General features: G+C 47.8%; 14 protein-coding genes. All 14 read right to left on the minus strand.

The annotated features are described in order from the left end of the window. Window positions 1-52: 52 nt before the first annotated feature. The 14 genes from tldD to ACFO4O_RS12920 all read right to left on the minus strand — a co-directional run bounded on the left by tldD (window position 53) and on the right by ACFO4O_RS12920 (window position 18,923). Complete coding sequence (gene tldD, locus ACFO4O_RS12855) at window positions 53-1,498, minus strand: metalloprotease TldD (RefSeq protein WP_382409596.1); 1,446 nt, start codon at window positions 1,496-1,498, stop codon at window positions 53-55. Continuing rightward, window positions 1,491-2,318 (minus strand): carbon-nitrogen hydrolase family protein, encoded by an 828-nt coding sequence (locus ACFO4O_RS12860; RefSeq protein ID WP_382409153.1) that lies wholly within the window; start codon window positions 2,316-2,318, stop codon window positions 1,491-1,493. Before ACFO4O_RS12860 ends, tldD begins: the two co-directional genes overlap by 8 nt. Further along, window positions 2,311-6,168, minus strand: coding sequence for a YhdP family protein (locus ACFO4O_RS12865; protein ID WP_382409155.1), 3,858 nt, complete (start codon window positions 6,166-6,168; stop codon window positions 2,311-2,313). The genes ACFO4O_RS12860 and ACFO4O_RS12865 overlap by 8 nt, the downstream gene beginning before the upstream one ends. Next, window positions 6,165-7,631: a ribonuclease G gene (rng, locus tag ACFO4O_RS12870; protein WP_382409598.1), complete on the minus strand. Its 1,467-nt coding sequence runs from the start codon at window positions 7,629-7,631 to the stop codon at window positions 6,165-6,167. Before rng ends, ACFO4O_RS12865 begins: the two co-directional genes overlap by 4 nt. 5 nt (window positions 7,632-7,636) lie before the next feature. After that, entirely contained in the window at window positions 7,637-8,215 is a 579-nt protein-coding gene (locus ACFO4O_RS12875; protein ID WP_382409157.1) for a Maf family protein, read from the minus strand. A gap of 5 nt (window positions 8,216-8,220) precedes the next feature. After that, window positions 8,221-8,697, minus strand: coding sequence for a rod shape-determining protein MreD (gene mreD, locus ACFO4O_RS12880; protein WP_382409159.1), 477 nt, complete (start codon window positions 8,695-8,697; stop codon window positions 8,221-8,223). Further along, window positions 8,687-9,574 carry a rod shape-determining protein MreC gene (mreC, locus tag ACFO4O_RS12885; protein ID WP_382409161.1) on the minus strand — a complete coding sequence of 296 codons (888 nt, stop codon included), beginning with the start codon at window positions 9,572-9,574 and terminating at the stop codon, window positions 8,687-8,689. Before mreC ends, mreD begins: the two co-directional genes overlap by 11 nt. 27 nt (window positions 9,575-9,601) lie before the next feature. Beyond that, complete coding sequence (locus ACFO4O_RS12890; protein ID WP_382409163.1) at window positions 9,602-10,645, minus strand: rod shape-determining protein; 1,044 nt, start codon at window positions 10,643-10,645, stop codon at window positions 9,602-9,604. Between the two features lie 133 nt (window positions 10,646-10,778). Next, window positions 10,779-15,812: a DUF6701 domain-containing protein gene (locus tag ACFO4O_RS12895; RefSeq protein WP_382409165.1), complete on the minus strand. Its 5,034-nt coding sequence runs from the start codon at window positions 15,810-15,812 to the stop codon at window positions 10,779-10,781. Next, window positions 15,812-16,204 carry a type II secretory pathway component gene (locus ACFO4O_RS12900; RefSeq protein ID WP_382409167.1) on the minus strand — a complete coding sequence of 131 codons (393 nt, stop codon included), beginning with the start codon at window positions 16,202-16,204 and terminating at the stop codon, window positions 15,812-15,814. The genes ACFO4O_RS12895 and ACFO4O_RS12900 overlap by 1 nt, the downstream gene beginning before the upstream one ends. Window positions 16,205-16,274: 70 nt before the next feature. Further along, the gene (locus tag ACFO4O_RS12905; RefSeq protein WP_382409168.1) at window positions 16,275-17,162 is read right to left on the minus strand and encodes a prepilin-type N-terminal cleavage/methylation domain-containing protein; all 888 of its coding nucleotides are present in this window, start codon (window positions 17,160-17,162) and stop codon (window positions 16,275-16,277) included. 20 nt (window positions 17,163-17,182) lie between these two features. Then, window positions 17,183-17,818, minus strand: a complete 636-nt coding sequence (locus ACFO4O_RS12910) for a type IV pilus modification PilV family protein (RefSeq protein ID WP_382409170.1) — start codon at window positions 17,816-17,818, stop codon at window positions 17,183-17,185. After that, a complete protein-coding gene (locus ACFO4O_RS12915) occupies window positions 17,808-18,365 on the minus strand; it encodes a prepilin-type N-terminal cleavage/methylation domain-containing protein (protein WP_382409172.1) in 558 nt (185 codons plus the stop codon). Before ACFO4O_RS12915 ends, ACFO4O_RS12910 begins: the two co-directional genes overlap by 11 nt. A 33-nt stretch (window positions 18,366-18,398) precedes the next feature. After that, a complete protein-coding gene (locus tag ACFO4O_RS12920; protein ID WP_382409174.1) occupies window positions 18,399-18,923 on the minus strand; it encodes a prepilin-type N-terminal cleavage/methylation domain-containing protein in 525 nt (174 codons plus the stop codon). Window positions 18,924-18,970 lie beyond the last annotated feature (47 nt).

Consider the following 18,970-nt stretch of genomic DNA (forward strand, 5'->3'; position numbering starts at 1 on the left):
TATAACTTAAAAGTCGCTAACAGTAGCCCGATCACCACAGCACTCTGTACAATTAAGCCGTACCGCCTACCGTAATTTCGTCAATTTTAAGCGTGGGCTGCCCTACACCAACAGGCACTGACTGACCGTCTTTGCCGCATACGCCCACGCCAGCATCAAGGGCTAAGTCGTTTCCAATCATTGAGATTTTTTGCATCGACTCTGGGCCATTTCCAATTAAGGTCGCACCTTTAATTGGTTGAGTAATTTTGCCGTTTTCAATCAAATAAGCCTCAGAGGTTGAAAACACGAACTTACCCGACGTAATATCAACTTGCCCGCCGCCAAAGTTAGGCGCATATATTCCCTTATCTACCGACGCGATGATCTCATCAGGCGAATATTGCCCACCTAGCATATAGGTATTGGTCATGCGGGGCATAGGTAGGTGCGCATAAGACTCACGCCGACCATTGCCAGTAGGTTTTACGCCCATCAACTTTGCATTCATCTTGTCTTGCATGTAGCCACTTAGCTTGCCATCTTCAATCAACACGTTGTATTGGCTGGGCGTACCTTCATCGTCTATGCTGAGCGAGCCGCGCCGGTCAGCCAAGGTACCGTCATCAACTACGGTGACCCCTTTTGACGCCACCTGCTCTCCAATACGTCCGCTAAAAGTAGATGCACCTTTGCGGTTAAAATCACCCTCAAGACCATGACCTACCGCTTCATGCAGCAACACGCCGGGCCATCCGCTTCCTAGCACCACAGGCATAGCCCCTGCTGGCGCTGGCACCGCCTCAAGATTGATGCGCGCCATGTGCAAGGCCTCATCAGCTAATTGTTGATAACGTGGTATATCACTCTCAACAGGCGCACTAAAAAACTCATAACCGCGGCGCCCACCACATCCTGAAGCACCGCGCTCGCGCTTGCCGTCTTTTTCAAGCAATACGCTACAGTTTAAACGAATCAAGGGCCGAACATCACTCGCAAATGTACCGTCGGTTGCGGCAACTAGGATTTCTTCATATACACCGGTTAAACTAACCACCACTTGACTCACCGACGGTTCTTGTTTGCGAACATAGGCGTCAACCAAACGCAATAGCGCAATTTTTTCATCGTCAGACATGGCAAGAAGCGGGTTATTAGGGCTGTATAGCGCTTTAGTATCGCTATCGACAAAGACCGCCACTTTTACTTTTCCATTTGCTGGCGCAATGGTTCTTGCCGCCAAACATGCCTTTTGCAAAGCGTCGGTGTTTATTTCGTCTGAATAAGCAAAACCTGTTTTATCTTCGTTAACGGCGCGCACGCCCACGCCACGCTCAATGTTGTAACTGCCGTCTTTTATAATGCCGTCTTCTAACACCCAACTTTCGTGCTGACTCGACTGAAAATACATGTCAGCAAAGGTGTTTTGATGTTGCATAACCTGCTCTAAAAAGCCAAAAATTTTCGCTTTATCAAGTCCAGACTGATGCAATAAATGTTGTTCCACGGCCTTATTCAAATTCATATCTCTCTTTTTTATGTGAAGCAATCGGCATGTTTGCTCGAATGTCTTCTAATTGTTTCTTGTCAAAGCGTGCCGAGGCCCAGCCCTCGTCTTGTTCAATCACCGACAAACACTCTCCCCAAGGAGAATACACACATGAATGCCCAAAGGTTTTTCTGCCATCTGCGTGAATACCAACTTGATTGGCCGCCACAATATAGCATTGCAGCTCAATACTTCTGGCTTGTAATAGAGCATGCCAATGCGCTTTACCGGTGGTATAAGTAAACGCACTAGGCAATACCATCACATTTGCGGGCATTAAGGCATCAAACATCTTTGCGAAGCGCAAATCATAACACACCGCCTGACCCACAAAGCCCCATGGGCTATCAAATTTTGCTAAGTGCTTACCGGCAAGGGTGTACTTTGATTCTTTGTACGACCGAGTATTATCATCTACTTCCACATCAAATAGATGCATTTTATTATATTGGCTAATGCATTTACCGCTGGGATCATATACTAAACTTGCTGCATGATATCGATGACTGTTATCGCCTTTTAGCGCAACGGTGCCGCCAATCAAATACAGATTGTAGCGCTTTGCTAGCGCGCTTAAACGGGCCTGGACAGTTGCATCGACTGATTTGGGTTCAGCATGTTCAAGCATGCTTGCGCCTGCACAACCAAATTGACTAAAGCACTCAGGCAGCACTAATAAAGCAGGATGTTGTGTATTTACTCTGGCTGCAGCTATCAGCCTTTCAGCTTTATCTAGATTCTCAGCAATAGACGCGCTTGACGTCATCTGCAGTGCAATTAAGTCAACCACCGCCCTGCTCCATAGGCAACAAATCGTCTATTGTGGGAGGTAAAAAATCTCCCTCAATTGTGTCGGGCTCCACATTGCGCCGTGTGGGTAGTTCAACCTCAGTGCTTTCTCTTCCTGTTTCAATTAAAACCGGGTCATCAATCGTGCCCGAAACCGAATAGTTTACGTTAGAAATCACCTTTGTTGAGGTTAAAACCTGGTCAATGGCCAGTGCTGCTAAGGCCGACGGCGGGCTTACCGTGAAAAAGTAAACCAAAACGGGTAAGTTCCCGGTCACGTTGGGTGTAAAGCTAACATTATAATTTAGCTCTTTAGACACCAAGTCTGTATAGCCATAAATTTCAATATCGCCTGCGGCGCCGTCAATAGCGGTGTCTCGCGTATCTGCCTTACCGTCGGTAATCTGAATGCTGCCATTCATGTCGTCGTAGAAAAATCCTTTGGCAAATACGTCTCTAAAATCAAGCGATAGCTTTCGCACGAGTGAATTCAAGCTAAGCAGAGTAAAAATACGCGAGCCTTTATCGCTCACTTCGGTCAGGTAGCCGTCGGTAAGCGCCCAGTCGATTTGCCCGTCGAGTTGCTCAAATCCAAAATCCATGGGCGAGTCTTTCCAGGTTACCGCAAAGTCGATGTTCGCCTGAGAATCCTTAATGCCTGAATCAAGTCCGAAATCACTCAGCAGCCTACCAAATTCGGCACTACGTAAATCCCCTGCTAGAAAGGTGTAATGATCTTCATGACGCTTGTACCACTGTCCTGAAGCATTAATGGTTCCGTTATCTGTCTGCATTTGTACCCGCGTAATTTCCAAGCCGTCATCATTTGGCTGGGCCTGCAGGTTTATGCGCCCGAGTTTTGTATTGGCAATTTCACAGCTTTCACATGAAAAATCTATTAACGGCAGCGATTGCGGCACTATGGAGCGCTCAGTTTTGGTCGCATCCAGACTAAAATCAACGTCATTTAACTTTACGTAATCGGCATCTATACGCACACCCTTGGACACCCAATCATCGCTGATATCCATGGTGCCTCGCACTTGGTCGGCATCCACTTCAATGCGCCAGTCTCTATCAAGGCGTTTGGCCGTAAGGTTTACGTCGGTAACGCGGGTACCCGATACCAGCAGTTGGTCGGCCTGCGCAAAAATACGCTCCGGTACAGATAAAATGGCACTGCCCGAGTCTTCTAAACCACCTACTAAGGCACTCACCGACGCTATCCATTTTTCAGTGTCGATTGACGGCAAGTTTGCACTGATACTAAAGCCAACGCCCATTCCCACAAAATCGGTTTGCCCCAATGCAAGATGTGCGCGACTAAACTGCCCTTCTTTATGCGGCAAAACACCTTCAAACGTCACGTCACTGCCCAGCTTTAACTCAACCGTGGAGGCCATATTGTTGCCATTTGCTTTAACACTTAAGTCCAACACACTGTCTGCATGTTTTTGCAGCGGAAAGGGCAATTCAGAACCTAAGCGTAAAAGCTCACTATCGAGTTCCGCGGTATAATAATAATCTTCCCCCTGTAGCGATACATCAAGCGACAACTGCCAATCGACACCGCCACTAAGGTAGTCGTTAAGCTTACTCGCATGCATATCAAGAATAGGCGCGATATCCCAAGCGCCTACAATATCGATATCTAAGTCATAAGCGTCTTCGCTTTGCTCTGAGCCAAGGGCGATGCTCACGCTTTGATCAAGTAACACAGCATCTATACCGTCAATGCTCAAGGTTTCATTATCAAACGCAATGACCCCTGTAGCCTTCGTAAAATCAAGGTCCAGGGCTGCAATGCGAACATCACTGTTAGACAGTATCGCTTCGCCTACCGCTCGGGTATCGTCAGGTTTTGACAAGGGAATATACAAACCAAGCTTTGTGCTCACCGGCCCCGACACAACCACATCTTGTGATAACACTCGCCCTAGTGAGTCTTTCAAACTGCTTTGGCGCATTAATTTCGCCACCGCAGCGCCATCACTTGTGCCATCAGTTAAAATGGTGAGCATAGAATTGTTGGTAAGGGAGGGAATTTCGGCGCGCAGATTAGACAAGTCCACGCCTGCCAACACACCAGAATCCGCCGTCATGTATAGGCTTTCATTTTCAAACAGCAGGTCTATGCTTAAATTCGACAGTTCAGGCCACGCGTCCGAAAACACAAAATCGGCGTTTTCAATGGCCACCGCGGCCTGAAAGGTACCGCTGAAATCGTCAAATGGAAAGTTCGATGGCTTTCCGTGCCATAAAATATGAGCATGTTTAACGCTGCCTTCGCCAACAAAGGCATCGCTTAAATAACTTTTTACGTCATCTCCCATATACTGATTAGGCAGCAAACTGGGCACCTGCTTTAAGGGCAGCGCGCCGATGTCAGCCATTATCGATAGCGTTCCGGACTCACTGGCGTAACTTAAGTTTGGCCGCATGTTAATGCCGTCTACCAGCACCTGACCACGTGTACTGCTAAGCGACCATGTGGTGTCGGTCACCTTTATGTTAATTGGAATGTCGAGCTGCTCTAAAGCTAACGCACGATCAAACAGGCTTTGTGCTTCCAGCGCTGTATCTTTGCTACGTAAGCGCACCAAGCCGTGCTGTCCTGACCAGTATGAATCAACATACAGTTGCTCAATGCCCGGAATATCACCAACTTGATGCCACGACAGTCGCGTATCATTTGCGACCACCTGTAATTTTTGTTGCGTGAGATTAACAAAGAGCTTGGGCATCTCAACACTAGGATGAGATTCATTTAAAGGTGAATCTGCCGCGAATACTAAAGCGCTTAGCGGAAGCAAAGAACTTAAATTAAGCGGCTTTTTGTTATGTAAAGACACGCCTAAGGCAGGAGAGAATGTGCCTAACCATTCGCTGTTAAACGACTCATTATTGGTTTGCACGCTAAAGTCTTTAATTGCAAAGCGCCACTGGCTACTTTGATCATCGTCTAGAGCGGCAGCAAAACTCGCCGATACTTGGGTATTTATTTGTTGTTCTGTGTCGCGAGTTCGCCAGTCAAACTGACTGGGCTGAACCTCACCACGAATATCCGTGAATTGCCCTTGGTCTATTTGCGCCCAAACCGCAATATTCCCCTTACTAGTAACCAAGTTACTATCTAAGTTGGTAAACTCATTTATCCAAGGAGATATGTCTAAGTCAGTGCCCTTCGCATACAAAGTGCCGTCGTAACTATCTACATCACCTTCTAAATCGAGTACAAACGACGCGGTGTTAGAAGCAAAACCTTGCAATGACAGCTCGCCTAAACCCTGATGGCGATTACCAATATTCAGCCATGAAAGCTGTCGTATACGAATAGTATTCTGATTGGCATTATTAACTAGGGTAATCTCGCTATTGGTCACCGAGAAGTTACTTAACTGCTCGAGGAAAATACTTTCTAAGGCCTGTAATATCGGAAAATCCGTGGTACCGCCTTCTATGCGCTGAAGGTCTAGCAAAAGGTGTAAATCAGATAAATTAACATTGCGAGACTGCAGTTTGCCGCTAAATACTGATGACCAGAATTTTACCGACAAATACACATCACCCACTTTTAACGCAACCGGTGACTGCTCACCTTGGCGCAAGTGCACGTCGCTTAATTGAAGACTCGGCCCACTCGACTGCCAAGTTGCCGACACTGACCCTATCGACAAATCTAGGCCATACTGTGTTGCAACATAGTCTTCAATCACATGCTTTCTATCATCTAGCAGGGGCAGTGAATACCTTAACAGGCTGATGAAAAGCGCCACAAGCACTAAAAGAACCGCAATAAGGGTCCATAGCTTTCTGATGCCTAAAGCGATGATGCGATTGCTGCTGCTCACATCATTACCACATCAAACTTATCTTGATGATATAGGTGCTCGGTATGCACTTTGATTTGTTTCCCCACAAAGGCTTCTAACTCAGCCAAAATATGTGACTCTTCGCCCATGAGTGCCTCGGCTACTGGCACCGACGCATACACGACAAACTTATCTGCATTGTAAGCGCGATTTACTCTCACCACTTCTCGCGTTATTTCAAAACAGATAGTTTCAATGGTTTTAATTGTACCCCTGCCTCGGCAGGCCGGACACTCACCGCAAAGCTGATGCTCTAAAGACTCACGGGTGCGCTTGCGCGTCATTTCAATCAGGCCGAGCTTAGTAAACCCATAAATACTCGATTTAGCACGGTCTTTACTCATCGCTTGCTCTAATGAATGTAAGACTCGTCGCTGATGATCAGGTTCCATCATATCGATAAAATCAATCAGGATCATGCCGCCCAAATTGCGCAAACGCAGCTGCCTGGCAATTGCTAGGGTGGCTTCAATATTGGTATTGAAGATGGTTTCTTCTAAATTCCGATGCCCTACAAATGCCCCGGTGTTGATATCAATCGTGGTCATCGCTTCGGTTTGGTCAAGTATGATATAGCCGCCTGATTTAAGGTCTACGCGGCGTCCAAGCGCACGCTGCAGCTCGTTTTCAACATCGTATTGATCAAATATTGGCAGCTCGCCCTGATAATATTCTAACTTGCTGGAAAGCTCAGGCACGTACTCTTTGGTAAAGGCAACAAGCTCTTTATAGGTTAATTTGGAATCTATGCGGATGCGGTCAATTTCAGTGCCAACAAAATCACGAAGTACGCGTCGAGCCACTGGTAAATCTTCGTATAGCATATTAATTTTGTTAGATTTTTTACGCGAGGCAATTTTTGCCCAAAGTCGGCGTAAAAACTCTGCATCTTGCCGAAGTTCTTTACCGTTAACACCCTCGGCGGCAGTGCGTAAAATAAAGCCGCCGCTCTCATCACATAAATCGGCCACAAGAGACTTAAGACGCTCACGCTCGGCATCATCTTCAATTTTTTGAGACACGCCCACGTGGGTTACGCTGGGCATAAACACCAAATATCGAGACGGAAGCGTAATATCAGTAGTAAGCCGAGCACCTTTGGTGCCTAGCGGGTCTTTGACCACCTGCACCATAATATGCTGACCTTCACGAACCAATTCGCGAATGTCTTTTTTCTCTAGCTGATTGGCAGCGACTTCATCTTTAAGTTCGTCGTATACAGCAATATCTGAGGCATGCAAAAAAGCGGCTTTATCTAAGCCAATATCCACAAAGGCAGCCTGCATACCGGGCAAAACACGGCTTACTTTTGCGTTATAAATATTGCCAACGATGCCTTTTTTTGTGTGCCGCTCAATGTGCACCTCTTGAAGGATACCGTTTTCAATCAACGCAACTCTTGATTCTGAGGGCGTGACGTTGATGAGTAGTTCTGCGCTGATATCCATTATTTGTATGTCTCCAGCATTTTTTTGGTTTCGTACAAAGGAAGCCCTACCACTGCACTATAACTGCCGTTGATGCGTTTCACAAACTGTGCACCAAGCCCTTGAATTGCATACCCGCCAGCTTTGTCACTCGGTTCTTCGGTCAGCCAATAGGCGTGTGCTTGCTCAGGCGTGATATCAGCAAACTCGATGGTCGAACTTACAAGCTCAATAGATGTATGCTCTTTGCTTAAGCAGGCCACGGCGGTATGCACTTGATGCTCGCGTCCCGAAAGGCGCGCCATCATATCCAAAAAATCGCCTTGGTCTGTTGGCTTACCTAACACCTCACCGCCGCACTCAATGAGCGTATCAGACCCAAGCACGAGCACTCTGTCATCGGCTTGCTCGGAATTAATATGCGATGTTAAAACAAGCTCTGCCTTTTGCTTAGCTAAGCGCAATACTAAATCTTTCGCTGACTCACCTTCGAAAGGGCTCTCGTCCATGTCTGCAGGCTCAATTGCAAAATCCTCACAGATAATACGCAATAATTCGGCGCGTCTAGGCGATGCCGAGGCCAATATCACTTTTGCCATTTGCACTACGACACTCCGAGTTTACGACGGAATTTACGCAATAACCAAAATAACCAAGGCCATAGCAAAACGGAGGTCACTGTGGGCCACAAAAACTCTACTCTAAATTCGATGCTGGTGAGCCAGAACTGAAGCCAATAAATCAGAAGATGATAAATAAAAGAGAGCACGCCTATGGTGATGGCCAGCTGTAGAATCGACTGGTTGCGCATGCGCTGATAATTTGTTGCCACAATGAAAATGGGCACCGCTAGCGCAAAACTGTGGACGCCCAGTGCAGTCCCATAGAGTAAATCGAGAATAATGCCCGTTAACCCGGCAATGCCCACACTCACGCGATTAGGCAGCGCCATCGACCAATAGCATAAAATGAGCAAAAGCCAATCTGGACGATACATATCGGCCTGTGCAGGCATAGGAATGATTTGTAAAATCAAGCCAATCATGATGCTCGTAAAAATGAAGGTACGGTTACTCTTCATTTTCAGCTCCTAGGCCATCGAGCACTTGCTGATTCGAAATTGCCTCTTCAGGCGCTATATCTTTAGGCCATAACAGCAGTAAATATTTAATTCGGTCTAACTTTGCCAAAGGCTGCGCTTTCACTTGGGCGAAGGGCTGGCTTTCGTCGCGCACAATGGAGCTCACGCGGGCAATGGGATATCCTTGTGGAAATACATTGCCCAAGCCCGATGAAATTAAAATATCGCCCTCACGAATATCAGTACTGTGCGCAACGTGCTCTAAAGATAGTTCGCTCACATCACCAATACCCGACACAATCAGAGTAACGTTATTTCGGCTTATGCGAGCTGGAATTGCATGGGTAACATCTGAAATCAGCAGCACGCGGCTGTTGGTGGTGCCTACTTCAATTACCTGCCCTAAGATTCCGCTTTCATCTAGCACCGCCTGTCCGGCATAAACGTTTTCAAGCGCGCCTTTGTTAATAACGATTTGGTGGCTATAGGGGTTATTATCAACGGCCATTAGCTCCGCAATCATTTTGTGCATTTCCTGCTGTACCGGAGCGTCGAGCAGGGTTCGTAAGTTTTGATTTTCTTGCTGCAGAGTATTAAAGCGCTGTAGCTGCTCGCTCATCAGCGTGATTTGTGCGGTTAGTCGCTCGTTTTCATCTAAAAGGAATTCACGTGAAGTAAAGCGTGAAGCGCTCCAGTTGAGCACCGCACCTGGCATATCGGCAATATATTGTAAGGGGCTTACCAACGAGGTGAGGTACGCCCGGAACGTGCTCACGCTCTCTACTTTTGTATCAACGAACATCGCAATAACTGAAAAACCTAGCACGAGGGCTAGGCGAGTCAGTAAGGATGGGCCTCTTGGGAAAACTTCATTCATGGTAAGCGAGCAACGTCATGCTACCTTTTACTCGTAACTAAAGAGGTCGCCGCCGTGCATATCTATCATATCGAAGGCTTTACCGCCGCCCCGCGCCACACAGGTTAATGGGTCATCGGCAATCACAACCGGGATGCCCGTTTCTTCCATAAGCAAACGGTCTAGGTCTTTAAGTAATGCACCACCACCGGTAAGCACCATGCCGCGCTCTGAAATATCAGAGGCAAGCTCCGGCGGTGATTGCTCAAGCGCAACCATTACTGCACTCACAATACCCGATAAAGGCTCTTGCAGTGCCTCGAGTATTTCATTGCTGTTTAACAAAAATCCACGCGGAACACCTTCGGCAAGGTTACGACCACGCACCTCAATCTCTTTCACTTCTTCACCTGGATAGGCTGCTCCAATCTCATGTTTAATGCGTTCGGCCGTGGCCTCACCAATGAGCGAGCCAAAATTACGACGAATGTAGTTGATAATCGCCTCATCGAATTTATCTCCGCCAATACGCACAGACGACGAGTACACCACCCCGTTAAGAGAGATAATCGCAACTTCGGTTGTACCGCCACCAATATCAACCACCATTGAGCCGGTCGCTTCTGATACCGGTAAACCAGAACCAATTGCGGCTGCCATCGGTTCGTCTATCAAATACACTTCTCGGGCACCGGCGCCAAGCGCAGATTCACGGATAGCGCGGCGTTCAACCTGTGTTGAGCCACACGGTACGCACACAAGCACGCGCGGACTGGGGCGTAAAAAGTTGTTGTCGTGAACCTGTTTTATAAAATGCTGCAGCATTTTTTCGGTCACATAAAAGTCTGCAATCACGCCGTCTTTCATCGGGCGAATGGCTTTGATATTACCAGGCGTGCGGCCCAGCATTTGCTTGGCCTCGTGGCCAACTGCCGCGACGCTTTTAGGTCCACCAGCACGCTCTTGCCTGATAGCGACTACCGATGGTTCGTTTAACACAATGCCTTGATCTTTCACGTAAATCAGCGTGTTTGCTGTGCCGAGGTCAATAGAAAGGTCGTTTGAAAACATACCTCGAAGCTTCTTGAACATGGAATGCCTTTATTATTGTTAATGTAGGATGCGTTTGTCACTGTCTTAAATTCGTGACACGTAGTGACGACATAATTGCGTAACTTTACCAATGCACCGCGCTTTGAGCAAGCGCGCTTATTGGTTTTATTGCTTAAAAGGCCTCACGCCAATGGATTGTTTTATCGTTTGCTCGATAAAGTCCAAAACTTATTGCTGCAGAGGGTGTATCGTCAGCATCAATATCGCCGTCACCGTCCCAGTCCATATTTAAATATGCGGCCCAATCATTTGCTGCTGACGTGGGCGAGAGCGTGACAAAAAAACTGCCCACCTGAGCAGAACCCGAAGCTAAGACTGGTGCAAATAGAAAATCGTTCCCTTGAGAGTGTCCACCGCTAACAATATTGTTTGCCGTTACACCACTGACCCCCGCAGTTATATCATTGGGGCTTTGTGGGTCGTGCAAAATATCGATGTGCCCCGCGCTTTGCGACAGTGCCAACACGGTTGAGTTATCTTGCGTGTTTGTTTGCCAGCGGCCGTTCATCAAGTACTGCGTTTTGGCCTGCATGCGCAGTGCTTTGTCTTCGGGTCCAAAGGCATTTTCTAAAAACAAGCGCCCATAGCGCATCTGCGTGCCCGAAACATTGTTTATGCTAAAGCTGTCGCAGCCGTTCGGATAATTGCTTTGAAAGCACACTCCGTCTAAATCAGTAAAAAAGGCCGCGGCATAATTGATATTTACCAATGCATCGAACGGACTCGCGTCAGCACCTTGCGGCGAGGCCACTTTCGTGTAGGCCAAGGTCGGCCCTTTTAACCTCACCCACGAATTACCATTAAACTCGCTTTGCTTAGTTTGCTCAATGTTGGCAGCCTTCACTTTAGCTTGAATATCGCCAGAGTAGGCAGACGCATCTGTATAGCTCACATAGCTATCGACCTTGCTCGTTGTCATGGGTAAACGCCAAGCTGTACCCGAGTAATTTCGAGTAACCTGGCGTAAGTTGTTATAGGCAGTAATTTGCACTACGGGTTCAAAACCAGCGGCAAAACCATAGTCTTGCCCCACGTAGGTAAAGGTGCCGGCAGCAGGGCTTAATTGCGGCGTAAGGGAATTAGGAATATTCACATACAAGAATGCGGGAATGACCTGTCCAAAATTCATCGGCGTAGAGGCTATGCTTTTTCCTAAATAGTCGGCATCTCTATAAATAAGTTGGTAAGTGCCTACTTCTTCAAAAAATGCAGTGGATGAGCTAAACGTGCCGTTGACAAAATTCGTTTCACTCATGCTTCCGAATGCTTCGACAGCACTCGTTTGTACGGTATTTTGCGCATTAAACTCAAAGGCCGCATCTACTGCTTTTGAATTGATCGGCGCAATTCGCTTAGCGGCAAGTTGGGGCACATTGCTTCTATAGCTTGGAAGCACGCCTCCTGCAGCACCGAGCGCCTGAATTTGCACATTATATGTTTGCCCCGCAGTAGGTTTTGCTGGCGCATTAGTACTCAAACCAAAAGAATCGGGCACGACTTTTATCTGTGTACTGGCAGCGCCAATTTCGGCGCCGTTAATGGTTGCATTAGCCGTGAGATTGAGCAGCCCAACATCAGCATATGAAAGCGCGCTTAGCGAGGCCTCGCCATTAGCGTCAAATACTACGCTAATTGTTCCGCTGTGGGGTTCACTGCCGTCAAAGGGTATACCGTTTAATGGCGTAGCGCAGCTACTTGGTGAATAGTCGCTTCCAGCTTCACTCACGCAGTCGTAGCTGATGGTGACATCTTGCGCCTCAGACACCAATGCGTCGCAACTTTGCCCGTTGCTGCCAACGGCGCGCAGGCCAAGTTGTGCAAAAGGAGTTTCGGCGGTAAACGGCAGTTCGCTGAAATTTGTTGCGCCACTAGCGACATGAAAAAACTCCAAGCCTGCGTCGTCAAAATCAATGGTGCAATCTGGCGAGCAGGTCACAGGGGCCACCGGATTTTGTCCATTACTGCCAAATGTGAGGGTCGAGCTGGTATCACCCCCTCGGCTTAACTGCACCTCGGTAGAGCCGGTAAAGGTCACTTGGCTTTGTACAAATGACGCCGCTGGGAAAAGCTGCACGGTGGTCGGATCGCCGCTTAGTTCTGAACAATCCAGATTAGCACAGGCCTTTATCACAATAGATGGGCTGCCACAGACAAGTGCACTCTCTGGATGTTCTATCACATACCCTAGGGTAGAATTACAGCGCGTCGCTTCTGACATATCCTGAATCGCTTGCGCTTCGGTAATATTCTCACGGTAGATGCGAATGTCATCAAAAAAGCCGTCGGCCGCATTACCGGTCATTTCGTATACCAAGTAGCTGCTTTTATTGTCGCCAAAGGTCAAGGTGCCGTAGGGCGCTATATTGTCAATATTACTGTTAAACGTGCCGCTGTAATGCTCCACCCCATCCAGCAGAATATTCATTTTATTGGTGTCGTAGTTCCAATTCAGCGTAATGTGTACCCACTGCCCGGCCTGTATATTTGTGTCACTGGTGATAAAACGAATATCTTCGTCGTCTTCATCTTCGGCGCCAAATGACAGGGCGCCGGTACTGGTAATCGATAAATAAAAGAACTTATTGCCGCGGGTGGCATCGAGAAGCTGCTGTGGCCCGGCACTGCCCCAATCTTTATTCGAACGATACCAAAACGATACCCCGCCTTGATTGCCAATCTCATTTAAGTCGATACGGGTATCAAAGTTTTTAAAGCGGGTAACGCTGCGGTCGTTTGGCACCGACAGCGCTCTACAAAATTTGTTGTTACTAGGAAGTTCAATAGAGAGGTCACGCTGGAAGAAACCATCGTAACCGTTAGCCGTTGTATCTTCTACCACATTGCCGGTAATGCCTTCACTGTCAAAAGTATAGCGCGCTACCAAGCTTGAGCACGACTTGCATACATAGTCACTGTCGTTATACCAGCTCACCACATCTGCGCCAGAAGGCTGATTTCGATAAATCTTTAGGTCATCGATGTCACCCTTCAAGAAATTACTGAGCGCGCCTTCAAAATCGTCTGCCTGATTCCAGCCCCGTGAGCTTGCGCCAATGACGATATCGGCCAAATTGTTTTGCCAGCCGTTGGTAACCGTTGGCAAGCTGTCAACTAAGGCGCCGTCAAGGTAAATTCGCACCCCGTCACTGCCAAAGCTGTACACCAAATGATGCCACGTGTTTTCGCTTACCCTTGCTGAACCTGAGTTAAATGAGTCGGTGCCGCTGCTGTATTGGTGCCGACCTCTTACCCTGCCATTTTCGTCTATACGAACGTCGATATGACCATCATCCACACCATCGCGCACGTCTTTAGTAAACAGTACATTGCCATCGATAGTGCCAGAGCCCACAGCAAGAGCTTGGCTGCTATGCGATAAGTCTGGGATGTTAAACCAAAGCGACACCGCGCCGCCGGCGTTTTCAAAATCACGAGAATGAGGCACCCTTGCGTATGCGCTTGTGCCATCAAAGCTCAAGCCTTGACAAAAGCGGCTGCTGGTATCGGTACTCACACCATTATGTGTGCTGCCGTTGTTCTGACTAACAACATCAATCACCTCATTGGCGTTAATGCTGCACACGTCATTACTATAGTGCGAAATCAAAACGGGCGAATTCGAGCAGCTAGTACAGCTTTGTTCGGCTAAACCAAATAAGCGCTCAATCTGCAGAGGATTTAGCTGCGTGTCGAATATTTTAAATTCGTCAAAACTACCTTTAAAAAAGTCACGCAGTTGCAAACCGCGCTGGCCGTTTGACGATAGTTGAAAGCCTCTAGCATTCGCGCCAATAGCGAGGTCTAGGCCATTAGGGCTTAAACGAGCCGTGGTGTTATTAGTTGCGCTTGCTTCTTGGTCTCCATCGACGTAAATGTATATACCGTCGGGTCCCCAGGTAAGCGCCACATGATGCCACGTGTTCTCGGTAATCACCGCCGAAGTTGCAAGATAGGTCTCCTGTGCACCTAAATAGCGAAAATCAAATTTACCAGCGGCATCAACTAACAGGGTCATCCTATCGTCAATACTTTCCCAAGTGTCTTTTGAAAACAAACCAATTTTGTTGTTTAGAGGGTTTCCTCTGAACGTGAGATCTTCAACGTTCACCCAAAACGAAATTGCGCCTTGCTGCAAATCGAATAAGCCTGAGTCTTGAATGTCGATAAAGGTTCTGTCACCGTCAAATCGTGCACCTTGGCAATATTGCGCCATAAAATCTACTTCAATGCCGTTCCAAGCATCGGCATCGTTGCCGCCAACGCTGTCTTTTATTCCGCGGTCTTGCGACGGTGTTAAGCACATATCCATTGTGTATTCCATCACCGGTGTTGGCAACAGCGCGTTAAGACCACACGCGCCATTAAAGTTCGCCTGCTCTATATTGGCCACACGATATGAAATGCTAGTGCCGGTGCCGAGGGTTATCGTCTCGCCATTTACCGCCCCATAAATATTCCCGTTTGCGCCGATATTAATCGCACTTAGTGCATAAATGTAGGCGCTTGTATTAGTACTTTCGCCAATGCTCACGTCATTGAATGCGGTGATCACAAGTTGGTCAGCATCACCATTCGCGTTAATCGCTACGCCATCTTGTATGGTCAAATCGTTCACATACACTATGGCTCGCTGGCCGTTTTTTACCTTAATATTTGCGCCGTCAGCTAGCAGCATTGTGTTGATGTAATATACGCCGGCCGACAGCTTAATTTCTGCATTTGAGCTTAAATCAAGCTTTTCAATGCGCACTGTACCGCCCTGTCCCATCACGGTTATCTTCGCGTTTGACTGCAACACGAGATTATCAAGGTCTACCTGCTGCATGGTAGATGAGCTATTGATACCTACCGTTACGTCGGCTGAACTGGTGCTAATTTGAAAGCTCGGTAAATCAAAAGCGGGCGTATTAGTGCCCGACGAAACGCAGCTTTGGGTTTCGCAACTCGCGCTAGAGTCATCGAGCAAAATACCGATATCGATAGTTCCGTCACTGCCAATCAACTCACTATTTGCGGCAAATGAAATCGTGCCTACAGACGACGAAGTAGACGCAGGGTCTGGAAAGTAATTTAAGCACACGTTTGCAAAAACACTCGCGCTTAACATCGAAAGGGCTATAAAACTAAGCGCTCTATACATTCTCATTAAGGTACATCCTCCTGCATGGCGTCTACATAGAGGGTGCGGCTAACCACAGAGTCTCCGGTGTCGCAAAATCCTGTACTTGAATAGCGATAATATCGATAGTTGGCGTCATTAAAGTCAATATCGCTCGATGAGCACGACGCGCTATATCGGCAATTGGCAAAGCCGTTTACATTTGAAAAGGCTGCGCTGCTGTTTAAAGAGGTATCGCACGCTTGAGCCACACCGCCCACTGGGAAGCTTGCAGCAATGAGCGCTTCAATACCCGCGTGCGCTGCCTGCTGAGCACGTAAGCCATACACTTCATGCACCACGCTTTTGTTTGACCCTGAGATAATCGTGATCATGGTGCCTGCCAGCATAGTGAGCACCACTAAAACAAACAGTGCCATTACAATCATGCTCCCACGCTGGCTTGTTAGCGGGCCAGCGCTCGTACGTGATACATAATTAATTTGAGATTTATGGCACATTTGGAATATGCACCTCTTTAATAAAGCTTATCTGCTCATCGTCTCGGGTAAAAATAAAGCGAGCTTGGGTATATGCATTGCGCCTGAGGGCACTGTCTAACAATCGAAATGGGTCTTGTGCGCCAGCCACTAGAGCCGGGCTTGGCGATAAGACATTGCTAAGATGCTGCGCCATTAAGCTGCCGCCGCTGGTAAATAAGGGCTGAGTCGCACTGATGGCACTTTCATGGCGATATACGGCACCGCCGCGCACACAATAACTCACCGAAGAATCGGCAATATAAAGGCGCCGCGCAGGCGAATCAGTAAAAAAGCCGTCATTTACGGTCAACTGCACCACGCCATCGCTGTCTGCATTTGTTGCGCAATCGGAGTCGTCATCGCTACAGCTTAAAATAGAGCGTACGCGCACATCGTCGGCATTGGCAGGATTACTCACCCCATACACATGGTCGGGGGTTAATGGAAATACAATGGCAACATCATTGTTGTCTGGCACATAGGTGAGGCCTTGCAAATCATTATGCATTTCAACAAGGTCTACCACTGCCGGCGTATCGCCCACTTTGGGTATGTTTAAGTAATAGGTATTCCAATTAAGGGGCACAAACTGCAGGCAGTGGGTGTTGGCGTCGCCGGTAATTCTGACTGAATTAGGCACTGAATCGGCTAATTCGCGAGTAAAGCGCTCCACAAAAAAGCTACCCTCTCGCAACAGAGACTCGCGCTCGGTCATATCGATATAGGCAAACATGGCGCTTCTTACAAATCCAGCCACGCCAACACTCACAATGCCAAGAACAATAATCACCAGAATAAGCTCCACTAAGGTGAAGCCTTTAGCACCTTTTACGTTTAATCCAGTATTAGATGGCATTGAATGACAGGTGCGCATCATCAGTAGTTATCTCGGTACATCGCAAAATACATGGTGTCGCCAGAGGGTGTTTGTACAGCAATGGTAATCAGTTTGCGATTTCCCGTGTAGGTACCGGTGTCTAAACTGTCGTCGGCGTCAAGGTCATCGTCATTTACGCCATCGGCGTTATTGTCGTACACAACGCTTACCGCGGCGCTGAATCCCTCGTATACATCTAGGCCCGAAAAGTTCGTGCTAATACCTAAGGAGCTTGCAATGTCAGACCCTTGCAGCAGCATGCCGTGGTAATCGTCAACATCGTCGTAAGCATCGCGGCTCTCAGGTACGCCTAAAACCGTGTCTGGACCAAGCGCAGCACTTTGCGTGCAGCTAAGCGTATCGCCGCAAGGACCATTAACACCGCCAAATCCGCTATTTTCATCAAAGGCTTTTGCACGAATTTCTGTGCTTAAAGACTGCGCAAGCGTAACGGCTCTCACTTGCCAAATGGGATCAATGCCCTTGCGCACCTGAGGCATAAAGATATTGGTGAGCGCCGCCATGGCCACAGCAAAAACTAGCATGCCTACAATTAGCTCAATAAGCGTGAAGCCGGAGTGTTTGTGCCGATGCGGCGCCAGAAGCATATGCTTTGTGTTTACCCTAACATGCATACACATACCCTTGCGAGGCAACACACACCTTTGCCTGCATGGTGCCGACAAAACGTATTTCACAGCCGCCTGCACAGTTGCCAACATTGGTAATGGGCTGACCTAAGGAATTAAAGCTCAATCCACTCATCGATACACCCGAATCAAGAGCACTGAGAGTAATATTGTTTGCACTGAGTTCGTCAGCGTCGCTTCTTAAATATTTAGGAGCGGTAAAGTCAATGGAGTTGGCGCACGAGGACACCTGCTGCCCGTTTTGATATTGATGAACAGATGGCCCAAATGCACTAGACGAGCCTGTAGCAAAGTTCATTTTGTAGCAAAAATTGGGTCGTGTATCGTGCATCGACTGTATTTGCAATGTGCGCATGGCGGTTTGCAAGCGCTGCACCATGGCATATTCTGAAAACGAGTCGGTAGAAATAAAACGAGGGGCAGCGGCCACCGCAATAATCCCAATCACAATGACCACTGTGATCAGTTCAACGAGGGTAAACCCTCGTTGATTGGCAGATGATAATCGAGTCTGAACACAGGCAAACGGCATATCTCACTCGTTATCTACGTTAGTTTTTATTGACTAACAGCCCGTTACAACAGCCGCAATGGCAGGGACCTGACCTACGTCACCGGCGTTGGTGTAGCTCACGTAGCAATCCACCGACGCTGGGTCGTCACCGTCAAACGAAATTCTAAATTCGTTTGCCGAGGTTTGGGTGTAATCAAGCTGAGTATCGTCAAGGTCAACAAAGGTGTTGATGCCAGGCGTTGTGGAGCTAGTGCCGCCAGACGTCGTCGTTGTAGCACCAATACCACCAAATGAGCCCGCATCAGGGTAGCCATAGTTAGTTTGTACTTCTTGTGAAGCAATGGTCACTACCGCACTGCTGTCGCTTGTGGCTAGCTTTTGCACGCCGGCAATGGCCGCTTTTGCAAACACCAACTGTGCCCCGCCCTGTAGCGCTCCTTTCACGCCTTGCAGCGTTTCTTGGCGCGCTTCGGTTTGTATATCGATAAAGCGTGGCGCAGCAGTAACGGCCAAAATGCCAAGAATAACGATAACGATGATCAATTCAATCAAAGTAAAACCACGTTGTTGTTTCATATTGTTTGCCTCTTTAAATGTATAGCTAAGTTGTGGTAATTAGGATG

The organism is Glaciecola siphonariae (genome assembly GCF_042652645.1).
GTDB classification, from domain to species: domain Bacteria; phylum Pseudomonadota; class Gammaproteobacteria; order Enterobacterales; family Alteromonadaceae; genus Glaciecola; species Glaciecola siphonariae.